The sequence below is a fragment of the Anaerotruncus colihominis genome (genome assembly GCF_010206195.1).
In the GTDB taxonomy this organism is placed as follows: Bacteria; Bacillota; Clostridia; order Oscillospirales; family Ruminococcaceae; genus Anaerotruncus; species Anaerotruncus colihominis_A.
This window is the reverse complement of sequence record NZ_VIQT01000010.1, coordinates 184,953-199,947: the sequence shown is the minus strand read 5'-3', so window position 1 is coordinate 199,947 and position 14,995 is coordinate 184,953. Positions and strand designations below refer to the sequence as shown.

Annotated in this window: 16 protein-coding genes and 1 pseudogene; 14 read left to right on the top strand and 3 right to left on the bottom strand. The window is 52.9% G+C overall.

What is annotated here, in order from left to right:
* Positions 1–27 precede the first annotated feature (27 nt).
* The 13 genes from FMM72_RS08770 (at position 28) to FMM72_RS08710 (ending at position 13,088) form a co-directional block, all read left to right on the top strand.
* Entirely contained in the window at positions 28–948 is a 921-nt protein-coding gene (locus FMM72_RS08770; protein WP_243151567.1) for a carbohydrate kinase family protein, read from the top strand.
* A 70-nt stretch (positions 949–1,018) separates the two neighbouring features.
* Complete coding sequence (locus FMM72_RS08765; RefSeq protein WP_160208957.1) at positions 1,019–2,191, top strand: Gfo/Idh/MocA family protein; 1,173 nt, start codon at positions 1,019–1,021, stop codon at positions 2,189–2,191.
* 57 nt (positions 2,192–2,248) lie between these two features.
* Positions 2,249–3,367 (top strand): ABC transporter substrate-binding protein, encoded by a 1,119-nt coding sequence (locus tag FMM72_RS08760; protein ID WP_162221205.1) that lies wholly within the window; start codon positions 2,249–2,251, stop codon positions 3,365–3,367.
* 89 nt (positions 3,368–3,456) lie between these two features.
* Positions 3,457–4,962 (top strand): sugar ABC transporter ATP-binding protein, encoded by a 1,506-nt coding sequence (locus FMM72_RS08755; RefSeq protein ID WP_162221204.1) that lies wholly within the window; start codon positions 3,457–3,459, stop codon positions 4,960–4,962.
* 121 nt (positions 4,963–5,083) lie between these two features.
* Positions 5,084–6,037 carry an ABC transporter permease gene (locus FMM72_RS08750; protein ID WP_243151568.1) on the top strand — a complete coding sequence of 318 codons (954 nt, stop codon included), beginning with the start codon at positions 5,084–5,086 and terminating at the stop codon, positions 6,035–6,037.
* Between the two features lie 25 nt (positions 6,038–6,062).
* Positions 6,063–6,692 (top strand): KpsF/GutQ family sugar-phosphate isomerase, encoded by a 630-nt coding sequence (locus tag FMM72_RS08745; protein WP_162221203.1) that lies wholly within the window; start codon positions 6,063–6,065, stop codon positions 6,690–6,692.
* Between the two features lie 28 nt (positions 6,693–6,720).
* Entirely contained in the window at positions 6,721–7,911 is a 1,191-nt protein-coding gene (locus tag FMM72_RS08740; protein ID WP_160208962.1) for an MFS transporter, read from the top strand.
* A 21-nt stretch (positions 7,912–7,932) separates the two neighbouring features.
* Complete coding sequence (locus FMM72_RS08735) at positions 7,933–8,325, top strand: VOC family protein (RefSeq protein WP_160208963.1); 393 nt, start codon at positions 7,933–7,935, stop codon at positions 8,323–8,325.
* Between the two features lie 141 nt (positions 8,326–8,466).
* Positions 8,467–9,291 (top strand): transketolase, encoded by an 825-nt coding sequence (locus FMM72_RS08730; protein WP_160209052.1) that lies wholly within the window; start codon positions 8,467–8,469, stop codon positions 9,289–9,291.
* Complete coding sequence (locus tag FMM72_RS08725) at positions 9,291–10,232, top strand: transketolase family protein (protein WP_162221202.1); 942 nt, start codon at positions 9,291–9,293, stop codon at positions 10,230–10,232. The genes FMM72_RS08730 and FMM72_RS08725 overlap by 1 nt, the downstream gene beginning before the upstream one ends.
* Before the next feature lie 185 nt (positions 10,233–10,417).
* Complete coding sequence (locus FMM72_RS08720) at positions 10,418–11,341, top strand: carbohydrate kinase family protein (protein ID WP_160208965.1); 924 nt, start codon at positions 10,418–10,420, stop codon at positions 11,339–11,341.
* Positions 11,342–11,436: 95 nt separating this feature from the next.
* Positions 11,437–12,453, top strand: coding sequence for a LacI family DNA-binding transcriptional regulator (locus FMM72_RS08715; RefSeq protein WP_160208966.1), 1,017 nt, complete (start codon positions 11,437–11,439; stop codon positions 12,451–12,453).
* 266 nt (positions 12,454–12,719) lie between these two features.
* A complete protein-coding gene (locus tag FMM72_RS08710) occupies positions 12,720–13,088 on the top strand; it encodes a DUF5655 domain-containing protein (protein ID WP_160208967.1) in 369 nt (122 codons plus the stop codon).
* Between the two features lie 146 nt (positions 13,089–13,234).
* Here the strand turns inward: FMM72_RS08710 and FMM72_RS17175 are convergent.
* The 3 genes and pseudogenes from FMM72_RS17175 to FMM72_RS08700 form a co-directional block, all read right to left on the bottom strand.
* Positions 13,235–13,282, bottom strand: a pseudogene (locus FMM72_RS17175) (hypothetical protein); the annotation flags it as partial.
* On the bottom strand, positions 13,279–13,401 hold the full coding sequence (locus tag FMM72_RS17400; RefSeq protein WP_257430953.1) for a hypothetical protein: 123 nt from the start codon (positions 13,399–13,401) through the stop codon (positions 13,279–13,281). The pseudogene FMM72_RS17175 and the gene FMM72_RS17400, both read right to left, overlap by 4 nt.
* Complete coding sequence (locus tag FMM72_RS08700) at positions 13,398–13,829, bottom strand: RrF2 family transcriptional regulator (RefSeq protein WP_162221201.1); 432 nt, start codon at positions 13,827–13,829, stop codon at positions 13,398–13,400. The genes FMM72_RS17400 and FMM72_RS08700 overlap by 4 nt, the downstream gene beginning before the upstream one ends.
* Positions 13,830–14,530: 701 nt before the next feature.
* Between FMM72_RS08700 and mscL the strand changes: the two genes are divergently transcribed.
* A complete protein-coding gene (mscL, locus tag FMM72_RS08695; RefSeq protein ID WP_160208969.1) occupies positions 14,531–14,929 on the top strand; it encodes a large-conductance mechanosensitive channel protein MscL in 399 nt (132 codons plus the stop codon).
* The last annotated feature ends 66 nt before the right edge of the window (positions 14,930–14,995 follow it).

The window sequence follows — 14,995 nt, the reverse complement described above, 5'->3', positions numbered from 1 at the left end:
AGTGCGACTGATGATAGGAAAATGAGTATGGCGAAGAATTTGGATGTAGTCACCATCGGCAGCATCATCAAGGAAACGATCGTCTATCCTGACAAACAGATTGGTCCTGTGATCGGCAGCCCGGCGGCCTATGCCTCCCTGGTAATGGCCGCTCAGGGCTGTAAAGTGGGAATCGTCACCTACTATGGCTATGATATGGAGAACATGATCTCTGAATTAGATGCCCTGGATCGAACTGGCTTTATCCCATTTGCGTATACCACCACTAACAATCTGGTGTACCGTCAGGACGGGACCAAATATGTGGAATATACTCGTAAAACGCCTGATATCCGCTTTGAGGATATCAACGATCAGTACCTTGAAGCTGATTTTTTCAAAATCTGCCCCATGAATTATGAGGTGGAACTTGACCTGATTGAACAGCTTGATGCGATGGGAAAAACAGTATTTGTCGATTTAGGCGGATACGGCGGCGCGACCAGCGAGGTCCGCCACTCCGTCGAAACGGAGTACGGAAAGACGGTCATAGACACCATCTGCAAAAACTGTTCGATCGTCAAGGCCAGCGAGGAGGATCTCGCTTCAATCATCCCGGGCAAAACCGCAGAGCAGGCAGCACAGTATCTGCGCGATGCAGGCGCCAGGATTGTGGTTGTGACGCTCGGCAGCAGAGGCGTCCTATACAAAATCGGCGACGGTGCAATCCGTTACAGGGAGCCTTGCAATGCTGTCAGCGAGGCGCCGGACGGCTCCCTCAACTTTACTGGAGCCGGGGACAGTTTCGGAGCGGGCTTTATGGCTTCCTACTGCCGCGACCGGGATGTCGACAAGGCGGTGATCAATGGCAACGCCACCGCCTCAATCGTGATTCAACGGCCGGGCGGCTGTTATTTCAAGCGGATGCCGGATAAGCAAAGCGTAGAGGAGCGCATCTCTTCGTGTTGATTCCAGCATTGCGAAGCACAACATAACCCACATATCCAAAACAGTCATCACAACAGAAAGGAAAAAGCATATGAGCAAGATCGGCGTTGGCATTATCGGCGCAGGTTCAATCGCGGATATCGGTCATTGCCCCTCAATTGAGGCGCTTCCAAATGCGTATCTGGCGGCGCTCTGCGACACCAATACGGAGTTTTTGGACAAGATGTCCCGCAAGTGGAATCCAAAGAAAACGTACGTTGATTATCACGACATGCTCGAGGATAAAGATGTTCAGGTCGTTATCGTCGGCACTCCAAACCGCCTGCATGCGCAGGAAGCCATCGACGCGATGCGCGCCAAAAAGCATGTAATCGTCGAAAAACCATTTGCCTGTACCCATGCTGAAGCGTGGAAAATGGTTGACGTTTGCCATGAGGAAGGCGTATTCCTGATGGCTGGAACCAACCAGCGGTTCTGGGAACAGAACATGATCGCCCGCAAGTTGATTGACGATGGATTCATTGGCAAACCGCAGATGGGACGCTCCTCGCTGCATGAAGGCTGGTCGCTCTATCATGAGCAGCTTTCCTTCACGCGTTTCCGCCAGAACGCGCATGAAGCGGGCGCCGGCGCTCTGTTCGATCTCGGCGCGCACCGTGCTGATCTTTTGATGTACCTGATGGGCAGCCGCCCCAAACGCGTCATGGGTATCATCAAGGCGTTCGGTCAGGATTATACGGAGCTTGACGACTCTTTCTGGATCACCATCGAATTTGAAAACGGCGCGACCGGCGTTATCAGCGGCGACCGCTATTCCCCAGCGGTTTCCAACATCTCGGAGGTCTACGGTACCGAGGGAACCATCTTTACCGGCTCCGAGGCCACGAATCCCTTCCAGACCGCACCGCTGGCAGTTTTCACAAACAAGGATTTCAAGCAGAACGAACTGCCGGAGATCGTCCGCGAATACCGTTACCCGCAGCTTTTCTGGTCCGAGGACATCATGCAGCCGAACGGCCATGTTCCCAAGCGTTGGGTCCCGATCTATCCAAAGCGCGGCTGGGCTTATAAGACCATGCTGGAGCACTTTTTGCATTGCGTGGAGACGGGAACCGCGCCTTCGCTTACACCGGAGGACAGCGCCCTCGTAACCGATGTGCTCGTCGGCGCTTACCTTTCCATGAAGACGAATTCATGGGTCGAGGTCGGCCGCCAGATGGAAAACTATATTGTTCCACACTATGACGCCCCGGAGATCCGGTGAGCCGCGAAGGTTCCGTCCGCATCATTCCATAACCTGAATGACAGAGGAGGATAAAAAATGAAAAAGACATTGTTGGCGATTTTCACCGTAGTGGCCATGCTTTTCACCATGACAGCTTGTGGCGGGACAGCCGCCCCCTCTACTCCAGACACACCTGCGGCGCCGGCAGCGTCGCAGGCGCAGGATACAGCTTCCACACCGGCTACGGAGCCTTCGGGCGGCAGCTTTACGATCGGTTTCTCGTTCCCGACGAGCAACAATGAGTTCTGGCAGAACGCGGTCAACTACTTCAAGATGGCCTCGTCCGACCTCGGCTTCACCCCGCTCTCCGACGACTGCAACGGCGATACCGCCGAGCAGCTCTCCGATGTGGAAACCATGATTTCCTCCGGCATCAACGCTCTCGTGCTTGCTCCGCAGGATTCCTCGGTTGTTCCGGGCATTTTGAGCGCCTGTAACGAAAAGAACATCCCGGTCGTTATCATCGACCGCCTGCCGGATGCGGATATTGTGGCAGGACAGGATTATATCGCCTTTGTCGGCCCGAATGATGAGGAAGCCGGCTATCAGGAAGCGGTCGCGCTGTTCAATGCGGGCGTTAAAAACCTCGTGGCGGTTGGCGGCATCCAGGGGACCTCGGTCGCTATGGGGCGCAACGAAGGCTTGATGCGCGCGTTGGAGGAGCATCCGGAGGTTACGCTGCTCCAGTCCGATTACGCAGGCGAAAACTGGGATGACGGCGACAAATCCTTCCGGAATATGTATTCCGCGCATCCGGATCTTGACGGTGTCTGGTGCTACAATGATTCGCTGGCGCTTTCTGCGGTCAATGTTCTGACCGAATCCGGAAAAGTCGAGTCGGTCAAGGTCGGCGGTATGGACTGCCTGTCTGACGCGGTCGCGTCGATGGAAGCCAGCCAGCTTTATTTTTCCTGCGGCGGCCATTACATGATGCCGGCTATGGCGTCCGTTATCCTGTATGATACCTTAAACGGCATTACCTATGACGGTGTCTCGAACGTTCAGCTCAATCTGCTCAACGTCACTACGGAAAATGTCGCCGCGTTCCGGGAGAGATATCTCGACAACCCGGAACCGATCAATTGGACACAATACAGCAAAGTCTACAATCCGGATGTACCGTATTCCTTTGAAACGATGCTTACCATGGATTGACCAGCACCTATTCCCTATAAGACGCCTAAAGCCCTTGCCGGGCAAAGCCCCGGCAAGGGCTGCTGAAAATAAGCCGAGGAGGGAGCACTTTGGAAAATGCGCTTGTCCTGAAAGGAATTAAAAAGTATTTTCCCGGCACAAAGGCGCTGGACTGGGACAGCGATCAGATTGTTGAATTTAAAGCGGGGGAAATCCACGGCCTTGTGGGAGAAAACGGCGCGGGCAAATCCACGTTGTTCCAGGTTTTGATGGGTATTCACGACATGACGGAAGGCGAGATGACCCTTTTCGGAAAGCCCTACCGGCCTGGCTCCTCCCGCGAAGCGGAGGAAGCCGGCGTCGCGATCATCATGCAGCAGCCCAATTTTGCCTTCAATCTGACAGTGGCCGAAAACATCTTTCTGGGACGGGACAAAACGTTTTTGAACAAGGCGGGCGCCATTGACTGGAAACGGCAGAATGCGGCGGCCGCGGAGATTTTACACGAATACCATTACGACCACATCAAGCCGACCGATATTGTGGGAAACCTCAAATTTGAGGAACGTAAGCAGGTTGAAATTGCGCGGGCGCTTTCAGTGCGTGCGAAGGTTCTCTTGGTGGACGAAACTTCAGCCGCGATTTCTAAGGAGAGCGTAGAGGGCCTTTACACCCTTCTGCGGGAACAGAAGGAGCAGGGTGTCTGCGTCATCTATATCTCCCACTTCATTGATGAGGTCTACAGCCTGTGCGACCGGCTTACGGTCCTGCGGGACGGAAAACTGATCACCCGGATGAACGTTTCTGAAACCACGCCGCAGATGATCATCAACAGCATGGTCGGCCGCAATATTTCCTCTGAAAACTACCGAAGCGACGACAACAGCTCCATTGGGGAAGTCATGGTGGAATTAAAGGATTTTACCATGGAAGGTGAATTTGAGAATATCAACCTGACCGTGCGCGCTGGTGAAATTGTCGGGATCGCCGGCATCGGCGGCTGCGGCTCCGAGGCGCTTGGCCGCGCGCTGTTTGGCTATGAGCGCGCCACCGGCGGAGAACTGGTCTATAAGGGAACATCCGGAAGGATGAAATCGCCTTTAGAGGCAATCCGCAGCCATATCGGCTACATACCAAAGGACCGGGATACGGAAGGACTTTTTTTGATCTACGATTCAGTATGGAATATCTCGTCTGCCAACCTGACTGCGATGTCCCACGCGGGGATGATCGATCACAAAAAGGAGCGGGAAACGGCCCGCAGAGCGGTCAAAGAATTCCGTATCAAGACGCCGTCCGAACTGACCAACGTCTCCAGCCTGAGCGGCGGCAACCGTCAGAAAGTGGTGATCGCGAAATGGATTGAAAACCATTCCGAGTTTTTGATCGTCTGTTCACCCACACGTGGCGTCGACGTTGGAGCAAAGTACGAAATTTATCATTTCCTGGAGCGCCTGAAAAACGAGGGCAAATCGATTCTGCTCATTTCTGATGAGCTTCCGGAGCTGATCGGCATGTGCGACCGGATCTATGCGTTTAAAGGCGGCAAAAATTCCGGGGAATTTACCCGCGGCAAAGACTTTTCAGAGGAACTGATCATGGCAAAAATGGTCTAGAGGCTGCTTGGAAAGGAAATTTATCTGCTTTCAAACAAGCCCTGAATAAATGTTGCATTTAAAGCAACCGCTTAATATAAAAGGTCGAATGTTCCGACGAAAAGAAGGAAGGGTTTTGATTATGACATGGGAACATAAAGCGAAGCTGACAAAATTTCTAAAGAAAAACATCTCTCTGCTGGCGTTTGTCATCCTGTTTATCCTGTTTTCCCTGACCTGCGACGGGAAATTTCTGACCATCTCCAATCTGCTCACAATCGGCGGCTCCGCCATGGACCTGCTGATCGTGGCCATGGGCGCCACATTTATCATTTTACTGGGGAGTATCGACCTTTCCGCGGGCTCCATGATGGCGCTCTGCGGCGTTTTGACTGCCAAACTGTTCGCCAAAACTGGCAGCACGGTTCTGACACTGATCATTGTAATGGCAGTCAGTATGCTGATCTACCTGGTGCAGGGATTGGCGCATACCAGGCTGAAGGTCCCCACATTTATCGTCACCCTGGGCTTTCTGTCAATCGCCCGTGCAAGCGCGACGATGATCAGCGGCGGAACAAATACCTCCATCCCTTTCACATCGTCGCTGAAAATCTATCTGGGACTGAAGCCCTGGATTTTGATCATCGGGTTCGGCGTCTTTTTCATCTGTTTGCTGATTGAAAAGTTTACCCTGTTTGGCCGGTACACCAAGCTTGTCGGCGGCGACGAAATCGTTGCAAAACTGAGCGGACTCAATGTGGATAGGATTAAACTCAAGGTATTCATGTTCGCCGGCCTGCTGACCGGCCTGGGCGCCGTCGTAATGGCGGCGCGCATGGGTTCAGGCTCTCCGTCGGTCGGCGACGGATACGAGCTGGACGTTATCTCGGCGGTGGTCCTGGGCGGTACCTCACAACGCGGCGGTATTGGCGGCGTGCGGGGAACGCTGATCGGCGTTCTGACCCTGAAAATGCTCGCCAACGGTCTGGTCCTGTGGGGACTTTCCTCGGAAATTCAGCTGTTCATCAAGGGCTTGATTCTGATCATGGCGGTCTTTGTATCTCAGGAGCGGTCGCGCAATATGGTTGTAAAATAAATTTGTGGGAGAGAGGTTGTCTAACATGGAACCATATACGGATGAGAAAATCATCGACTTCTGCAAGGAGCAGATTCAAAAGGAATCCGACGCCCTGCTGCGTGTCAAAAGCCAGGTGGACGAAGCCTATGCACAGGCCTGCCGGGCGATATTAGACTGCAAGGGGCGGGTAATCGTTACCGGACTTGGCAAGACCGGCCACATCGGCAAAAAGATCGCCGCCACAATGGCAAGCCTGGGCATTCCCGCCTTTTTTGTCCATAGCTGTGAAACGCTGCATGGCGACATGGGGATGATCACAAAGGACGATCTTGTCATCATGATTTCCAACAGTGGGAAATCCTCTGAGATCCTCAACATGTTGGCCCCGCTCAAAATCATCGGCGCCAAGACGATCTCTATCACAAAGGATAAGCATTCCCCGCTGGCTGAGGCGACCGACATCAAAATTCTCTGCGACGCCGGGCCGGAGATCGATCATATGGGCCTTGCGCCTACGGCCAGCTCCACGGGGGCGCTGGCAATCGGCGACGCGCTGGCGACGGTTGTCTGCAAAATGCGCGGCTTTACCAAACAGAATTTTGCCTTGAGCCATCCGGGCGGAGCGCTTGGACAGCAGCTGATCAAGGAGTATATGGAGCAGATATCCAAATAACATGCGAGATGCGGGCGGAGGTGGGAGCATGAACAGGAACGGGGCCGAAAAGCTGCGGTTTACCATCGGTATCTATACAATGATGCTGGTGAGCGCCTTCTGTACCTCGGCTCAGGGGACGCTGCTGTCGGACTTTATCGGGCATTACCAGCTGGAATCCTCGGCACAGGGGCTGATGAGCGCTGCGCAGAGCGCAGGAAATCTCTGCGCGGTCTTTTTGATCGGCCTTCTTGTTGGAAAGCTGCGCAAGAGCACCGTTCTGGCGGTCGCCGCGGCCGTAATGCCATGCGTCTTTTTCCTGCTGGGGATGCAGCCGGCCTTTGCAGCGGCTTTAGGAGCCTTTTTTGTCTATGGAATAGCTTTCGGCTTTCTGGACTCCCTGGCCTCATCGATGATGGCCGATCTCTATCAGAGCGGTTCCGCCCGCTATATGAATCTCTTGCATGGCTGCTATGGCGTGGGAGGGCTGACAGGACCGCTCATCATCCGCTGGATGCGCCTGTCCGGCATCGCATGGTACGGCGTCATGCAGATCTGCGCGCTGGCCGCCCTGATAGCCGCTGCGGCCTATCTGGCGGCGCTCTTGACATCCGGGTCCATCCGGCGGCAGTTTGCGGCGCAGCCAAACCAGATTCACCGCGCTGATTTGGCAGGGTATCTCCGGGAGCGCCGCAAACGCCTGCTGTTGATCTGCTCCTTTCTGTATGGGGCGCATCAGATTGGAATCACTGTGTGGGTGACGCGCTACATTTCAGAATATCTCCATGAACCGCGGTGGGGCGCGGCTGCGCTCTCCTGCTTTTGGCTTGGCATCACAGCGTCGCGGCTGATTTTGGCCCGTTTTCGTCCGCCGCGCAAACGGACGATTCTGATCTGTCACTGCGTTACAGCGGCGGCGACAGCGGCGGGCGTGTTGTCGGGCAGCGGAAGTATCATGACTGTCTGCTGCGGGATTGCCGGTTGTGCGGAGGGGCCTGTGCTTCCGTTTACGCTTGATATCGCGTGCGAATGGGAGGGGGAACGCTCCTATCTTGGAAGCACAATGGTGCTCTTTGCACACTATACGGGATTCATTGTCTGCGCACCGGCCGTCGCGTTTGTCATCGCCCGGATCGGGATCAGGTCGGGAATGATTTTGCCGGCGCTTTTGTCGGCGATCGCAGCGGTTGTATGTGCCCGCTTGATTCGCACGGGAGCAGGCTGTCCAGCGCGGCGGTAAAACCGAGAATAGGGGGACATTATGGGCTTGGATATCCGTTCGATGCACCATGTCTGTATCATATGCAGCGACTACGGGCAGGCTGTCGAATTCTATGTGCACACCTTGGGCCTGACACTCCGGCGGGAACAATACTCACCGGAAAAGAAGCGTCACAAGTTGGAGCTTTATCTCAACGGGGAGTATCTGGTGGAGCTGTTTATTCAAGAAACCGTGCCTGATCCAAAGCAGCCCCCGCACGCGGGCCTGGAGCATCTCTCCTTTCTTGTGGAGGACGTGGAGCAGTCGGTGAACGATCTGAAAAGCCAGGGGGTCAAAACAGGCCCGGTCGCGCTCGATAGGGAAACCGGCAGGCAGTATGCATTTTTTTACGATCCCGACGGGACAAAGCTGGAGCTTTATCAGGCCGGTTGAATCTGTCAATGCTCCCACATCAAAGGAGAAAACAGACAGGCGCTTTTCCCAATGGCAAAATGATATGAGAAAGGCGGCCGCCTTTCGGTGTGCGGAGATCTCTGGTGCGCCGGAGGAAAATGCGGCCGGTACGGTGACAATATGAACGAATCGCAGTTGAAAAGAACCGCGAACAGAATCCGCAGGGGGATTGTGTCCTCCATTCACAGCGCCCGGGCAGGGCATCCGGGCGGTTCTCTTTCGGCGGCGGATATTTTGACCGCCCTGTATTTTCAAGAAATGAATATTGACCCCGCAAATCCGCAGGCGCCTGAACGGGACAGGTTTGTGCTCTCCAAAGGACACGCGGCCCCGGCGCTTTACGCGACGCTGGCGGAACGCGGTTATTTTGATACCGCGGAGCTTAATAATCTGCGCCATATCGGTTCCATTTTGCAGGGGCATCCCGATATGAAACATATCCCCGGCGTCGATATGAGCACCGGCTCCCTGGGACAGGGGATTTCAGCCGCTGTCGGCATGGCGATCTCCGCAAAGCTGCGGGGAGCGGCGTACCGTGTCTACACGCTACTGGGCGACGGCGAACTACAGGAGGGACAGGTTTGGGAGGCGTCCATGCTGGCGGCTCATAGAAAGCTTGACAACCTGACGGTGATTGTTGACAATAATGGCTTACAGATTGACGGCGATATCCAGCAGGTCTGTTCGCCCTATCCCATCGATCAGAAGTTTATGGCCTTTGGATTCCACGTCGTCCGGATCAACGCCCATGATTTCGGACAAATTCTGGATGCGTTCGGTGAAGCGCGCGCTGTAAAAGGCAGACCGACCGCGATCATCGCAAGATCGGTCAAGGGCAGGGGCGTTTCGTTTATGGAAAATCAGGCGTCCTGGCACGGGGTCGCGCCAAATGACGAGCAGTATGCAAAGGCGATGGAAGAACTGAACAGAATGGGGGATGCCTGATGGCGGCGGGAAAGAAAATCGCAACCAGGGAGAGCTACGGAAACACACTGGTGGAGCTTGCAAAGGAGCATGACGACCTGGTCGTTTTGGATGCGGACCTTGCGGGGGCGACCAAGACTGGTATTTTTCAAAAGGCATATCCGGACCGGTTCATCGACTGCGGAATCGCCGAAGGCAATATGATGGGCGTGGCTGCCGGCCTGGCGGCAACAGGGCTGGTGCCATTTGCAAGCTCGTTTGCCATGTTTGCGGCCGGGCGCGCGTTTGAACAGGTGCGCAATTCGATCGGGTATCCGCATTTAAATGTCAAGATCGGCGCGACGCACGCGGGCATCTCTGTCGGGGAGGACGGCGCGACGCATCAGTGCAACGAGGATATCGCGCTGATGCGCACAATCCCGGGGATGGTCGTGATCAACCCTTCGGACGATGTCGAAGCGAAGGCCGCCGTCCGGGCCGCCTACAAACATCAGGGGCCTGTATATCTGCGTTTCGGCCGTTTGGCCGTCCCGGTGGTCAACGATTTTGACGGTTACACGTTTGAGCTGGGAAAAGGCGTTATCCTGCGGGAGGGGACGGATGTAACGATCGTGGCGACGGGGCTGTGCGTCAGCCCTGCGCTGGAAGCCGCTGCGCTCCTGGAAGAAGCAGGCATCCACGCCGAGGTGATCAATATCCACACCATCAAGCCGCTGGATACGGAGCTGATTGCTGCGTCTGCGAAAAAGACAGGACGGGTGATCACGGTCGAGGAGCACTCCGTGATCGGCGGGCTTGGAAGCGCGGTATGTGAAGCGCTTGCGGAAAAATATCCCATTGCAGTTAAAAAGATAGGTATCCAGGATACCTATGGCGAATCAGGTCCGGCGGAAAAGCTGCTTGAAAAATACGGTTTGGACGCGTCGTCCATCTGTTCTGAGGTCCGTGCCTTTGTCGGATAAAACCCGTATGAAACAGCCGGCGATGGCTATGAAGCCATGGCCGGCTGTCCGTGTTTTGGGACGGAATCTTTCTTGACTAAAGCCAATATATGGAGTAGAATAATTTTATTGAGGCGAAATCTTGTGCCGTGGCCTCGATAGCCCTGGCGGCAGTTTGATTCCAACCGGCAAAGAGGTGGGTTCATATGGATATAGAGGTTGTTGTCATTGGGAACATTGTGAAGGAAAATATTATTTTTGTAGATCGCATCATTGGGCCGGTGCTTGGAAGCCCTTGCGCATATTCCTCTATTATCATGGCAAAATTAGGGCTTCAGGTTGGCGTCGTCAGTTATATGGAGGAGAATTTGGAACAAAATTTCCTCAGCCAGTTTGCCCGGGTTGATCTTCAAGGGGTTTTATGGAATAATTTGAATACGGAAGATAATTTGATCTACGACGAGGCGGGCGTCAAAAGTATTGAGTACGCGTGTACCGCGCCGCTGATCAATTTTGAGGATATCTTTCCCGCGTATCTGGATGCGGGGAAATTTTTTATTTGCCCAATGAATTACGAGGTCGATCTCGATATGTGCCGTTGTCTGGCGCGGATGGGAAAGACTGTCATCGTCGATCTCGGCGGATTTGGCGGGACAACCTCTTACCATCATTTTTCCATCTTTACGGCGCGCGGCAAAAAAGTGATTGATACGCTATGCGCGGATGCGACCATCATCAAAGCAAGCAAATCGGATCTTGCGCATATTTTTCCAGGGCAAACCCTGGAGCAGGCGGCCGGCTATATCATACGCGCTGGCGCTAAGGCCGTATTGGTGACAATGGGGGACGCCGGCGCAGCCTACCAGGTGGGAGACGCACAAATCCGTTATGTACCGGCGCTGGAGCTAAGCTGTCCATACGCGGATAAAAATCCGGTGGGCGTGGGCGACGCATTTTCCGCTGGTGTGATCGCGAGTTATCAAACGCTCGACGATCTTCCGCAGGCGGTCACATTCGGAAACGCTGTGGCGGCTCTGGTCGTTTCCGCCGACGGAGGATGCGAAGAAAAGCGGATGCCAAGCAGCGTTATGGTGGCGCAGAAACTGAATGGGCGCATGTCGCCGGCCTAGAGGCTGTTTGAAAAATCCAACGATTTTTCTGTTTTTAAATAAACGGCGACACCTCGGTTGAGGTATGGGGCGATGGGATTAAAGGAGACACTGATATGCAAGAAAAGGTTCGCCTGAAGGATTTGGCGGAGAAACTAAATATCAGCATTACGACAGTCTCAAAAGCGTTAAATGGACATCCGGATATTTCAGAAAAAAGGCGCAAAGAGATCATTGAATACGCGGCGTCTGTCAACTATGTGCCAAATCAGGTTGCCAAAAATTTCCGCCAACAGAGGACCAATACGGTAGGAATTATTTTAAGCGACAATGCTTATCCCTATAATTCCAGAATGCTGCATGGCATGGAGGAAACGCTGGCCGCAAGCGGATACTATCCGATCTTTGTGGACAGCCACCAGGACGCGCGGCGGGAGCTTGAACTGATCCGCAGCCTGCACGCGCTCAATGTGGCGGGCGTGCTTTTGACACCGTCGCATAACGGCCGTGAAAGCTGCGATCTGCTGACCAATTTTCAAATTCCCTATGTGCTGGCAAGAGGCTATATCGACCCGGATCAGGACGCCTACGTGGTTGTTGACGACCGGATGGTTTCCTACATGTCGGTAAAATATTTGTCGTCCTATGATGGAAACAAGATCTTTTTCATCAATTCCATGGAGCGGCTGCCGTCCGCGCAAAACCGTCTGCTTGGTTACAGGCAGGCATTGGCGGATTATGGGATCAAAGAGGAAGATGATTGGGTCATCCAAAATTGTATAGGCCAGCAGGGCGGCTATGAGGTGATGAAGCAGCTTCTGAGGCGGCACAAGCCGCCTTTTTCGGTGATTTGCTACAGCGATTATGTGGCAACAGGCATGATTTGCGCTCTACAGGAGCGCAAAATTCAGATTCCCTCGGAGGTAGCGATCATGGGCGCTGACAATATAGCCATTCTCTCCTATGTAAAGCCGCGTCTTACCACCATCGACCTGCCCAAAAAGCGGCTGGGACAGCGCGCTGCGGAGATGTTGGTGGAGATGATCGAGCATCCGTCGAATGACGCCCCGATCGATTTTAGCAAAATGCGCTACGTTTTTCAGCCGCGTTTGATCATTCGGGAAACAAGCTGATGCCTGCAGGAGAGCCCAGCTGTTTTTAGGGCGCATCGGGCGACGCTTTTAGAACTGGCGGCTTTACGGGACCGGTACGACGGCGCGTATGAAGCAAACACAAAGGTCAAGGTTTTGTGCCTTGGCCTTTCTTTGCCTATGGAGTCGTGTCTAAGCATGTGTTGTCTATAAATAACAGGATGATACCTATCCAAGTTTAGAAGCTGTACCAATGGTACAGCTTCTAAGGAAGGATAAATCAAAAACAAATTGAACAGGGTGATCAGATGACCGCAGATGAACTGATGTTTTTTAGTCCCATGCCCGACGCGCTGCCTCTCTACGAAATGTTGTGCGGCAGACTTCAGGCAGAGTGTCCCGACGCGATATTAAAGGTACAGCAATCACAAATTACCTTTAAGGCGCGATATGGCTTTGCCTTTGTGTCGCTCCGTCGGATGAAGGGTTGTCCGGAGGTGTTTATGATCGTATCGTTCGGCCTTTCGCACCGGCTGGATTCGCCTCGCATAGCGTTGGCCGTGGAGCCATATCCCGGCCGTTGGACGCACCACATGATTATATCTGAAATAGGGCAGATAGATGATGAATTGTTGGGATGGTTGCGGGAAGCGCACGATTTTGCGCTGATGAAATAGGAGTAATTGTAAAAGGGGGGCAAGCGGCATCCGGCGTCTGAGATGCGCCGGCAATGCGGGAAAAGAGCGGCCTCTGCCAAAACTTTTTTCTTTTTACAGATCCACAGGCTGATAAGTACAATGGACAGGCTGACCACAATCACTGTGGGATAGCTATACTTCCACGAAAGCTCTGGTATTCCTGTAAAGTTCATGCCGTACCATCCGAAAAATAGCCGTAGCCGTTTTCACTCTCCCGCAGCTCGCAGGCCATATCATCCAGTTGTGAGTAATAGCGAAACCAAGCCGTAGCCATATGCTGATATTGCTTCAAATTACAAAATCGCCGCCGCTTTCCGAATGCTCCGCCAGATCGGCAAGCGTATAGCTGTCAAAGAAATCATTCACAACCTGATCGAGTTTTTTCCATATGGGAAGAGTGCGGCATTGTGCGGCGCGGGGACAGGTCAGCGCGTGTGGATCCAGGCAGGCGACAGGGGACAGGGAGTTTTCCGTCAACCGGATAATGCTCCCAATCGTATATTGTTTGGGCGTCCTGCTCAGTCTGTAGCCGCCGCCTTTCCCACGCACGCCGATCAGAAAATGTTCCCGCACCAGCACTTTTAAAATTGATTCCAAATATTTCTCCGAAATTTCCTGTCTCTGTGCAATTTCCTTTAAAGGGATGTAGCCCTCCCCCTGATGTTCCGCCAAATCAATCATTACCCGCAGTGCATAACGACCTTTCGTTGAGATCATCATACAAACGCCTCCATTTACAAGTGATTTCTATAACCTATTATACAATTAGGCAGATATGCTTACAACATAGAAAGAAAGGTTTTTAAAATCAGGATTGACATTGTAAAAGAAGCAGCGTGTAGTGCGACTATGTTAATGGGATTTAGGGGAAAGGGAAAGACGGCCGCCATCGCCTATACCATTCAGGCGTTCGTACAGGTGGGGAACCACATTGCCGCGCAGAAAACCATCTGGCGAATATCGCGTTAAAAAGCCTAGAAATCCAAGGATTCCTGTGTTTTTTTGCCTTGCATTCATCCGCAGTTTGCGAACAATCCGGCAATTCCGCTATTTTTAAACAAGCCCTGATTTTTTTCCAGAAATAGTCCGGCTGTATTCTGTTGCGAAATGAACGGTTGCGGTATATGGACGCAGGTGTTATAGTTGTATTGTGGGGATGTTGACAAAACCGCCGCCAGAGCGGAGGCGCTTTGTTCCGGCATGTTTTGCAGAAATACTCGTTAGGGGCTGGTTGAAAAATCAAAATTTCCGTCTTTTTCTACAAACAGGGGCGAATGCTGCGTTAAAAAGCCTCGGAATCCAAAAGGATGCCTGCATTTTTTGTTTTCTTCGCTGAAAAAACGCTTTTGTTTTTGGCGCGGCTTTGTTCATCAACAACCTACTTGTGAGCTGAAAACCTGAAAAAAACAGGAGGACAATCGATGAATGTAAAAGAAAAGGGATTGGGATTTATCTCCGAATTTAAGCAGTTTATTGCACGAGGAAACGTTATGGATATGGCGGTTGGAGTCATTGTCGGCGGAGCGTTTAAAGCAATTGCCGACTCTCTGACTGCCGACATCATAATGCCGATAATCGGGATTCTTGTAAGGGAGAATTCTTTTACGGATCTGCACATCAGCATAAGAGGGGCGACCATCACATACGGGAATTTTATCCAGGCAGTTCTGAATTTTCTGATTATGGCTTTTGTTGTGTTCTGTATGGTGAAGGGGATCAATCGGTTTCATCGCAAAGCTGAAAAAGCGGTTTCGCCGCCGAAGCCGTCCAATGAGGAAAAGCTTCTCACAGAAATCCGCGACTTGCTGAAGGAAAAATAAGTGAGCTTTAAAAGAACCTATACCTGACGGGCTGCCCCTGCATGGGGGAGGGAGCGCCTGAGTCCG

Coding starts and splice junctions, on each gene's coding strand:
- FMM72_RS08740 (WP_160208962.1), top strand. CDS start 6,721: ATGAACAGGAACGGGGCCGAAAAGCTGCGGTTTACCATCGGTATCTAT.
- mscL (WP_160208969.1), top strand. CDS start 14,531: ATGAATGTAAAAGAAAAGGGATTGGGATTTATCTCCGAATTTAAGCAG.
- FMM72_RS08730 (WP_160209052.1), top strand. CDS start 8,467: ATGAACGAATCGCAGTTGAAAAGAACCGCGAACAGAATCCGCAGGGGG.
- FMM72_RS08725 (WP_162221202.1), top strand. CDS start 9,291: ATGGCGGCGGGAAAGAAAATCGCAACCAGGGAGAGCTACGGAAACACA.
- FMM72_RS08770 (WP_243151567.1), top strand. CDS start 28: ATGGCGAAGAATTTGGATGTAGTCACCATCGGCAGCATCATCAAGGAA.
- FMM72_RS08735 (WP_160208963.1), top strand. CDS start 7,933: ATGGGCTTGGATATCCGTTCGATGCACCATGTCTGTATCATATGCAGC.
- FMM72_RS08710 (WP_160208967.1), top strand. CDS start 12,720: ATGACCGCAGATGAACTGATGTTTTTTAGTCCCATGCCCGACGCGCTG.
- FMM72_RS08720 (WP_160208965.1), top strand. CDS start 10,418: ATGGATATAGAGGTTGTTGTCATTGGGAACATTGTGAAGGAAAATATT.
- FMM72_RS08700 (WP_162221201.1), bottom strand. CDS start 13,829: ATGATGATCTCAACGAAAGGTCGTTATGCACTGCGGGTAATGATTGAT.
- FMM72_RS08760 (WP_162221205.1), top strand. CDS start 2,249: ATGAAAAAGACATTGTTGGCGATTTTCACCGTAGTGGCCATGCTTTTC.
- FMM72_RS08715 (WP_160208966.1), top strand. CDS start 11,437: ATGCAAGAAAAGGTTCGCCTGAAGGATTTGGCGGAGAAACTAAATATC.
- FMM72_RS08745 (WP_162221203.1), top strand. CDS start 6,063: ATGGAACCATATACGGATGAGAAAATCATCGACTTCTGCAAGGAGCAG.
- FMM72_RS08765 (WP_160208957.1), top strand. CDS start 1,019: ATGAGCAAGATCGGCGTTGGCATTATCGGCGCAGGTTCAATCGCGGAT.
- FMM72_RS08750 (WP_243151568.1), top strand. CDS start 5,084: ATGACATGGGAACATAAAGCGAAGCTGACAAAATTTCTAAAGAAAAAC.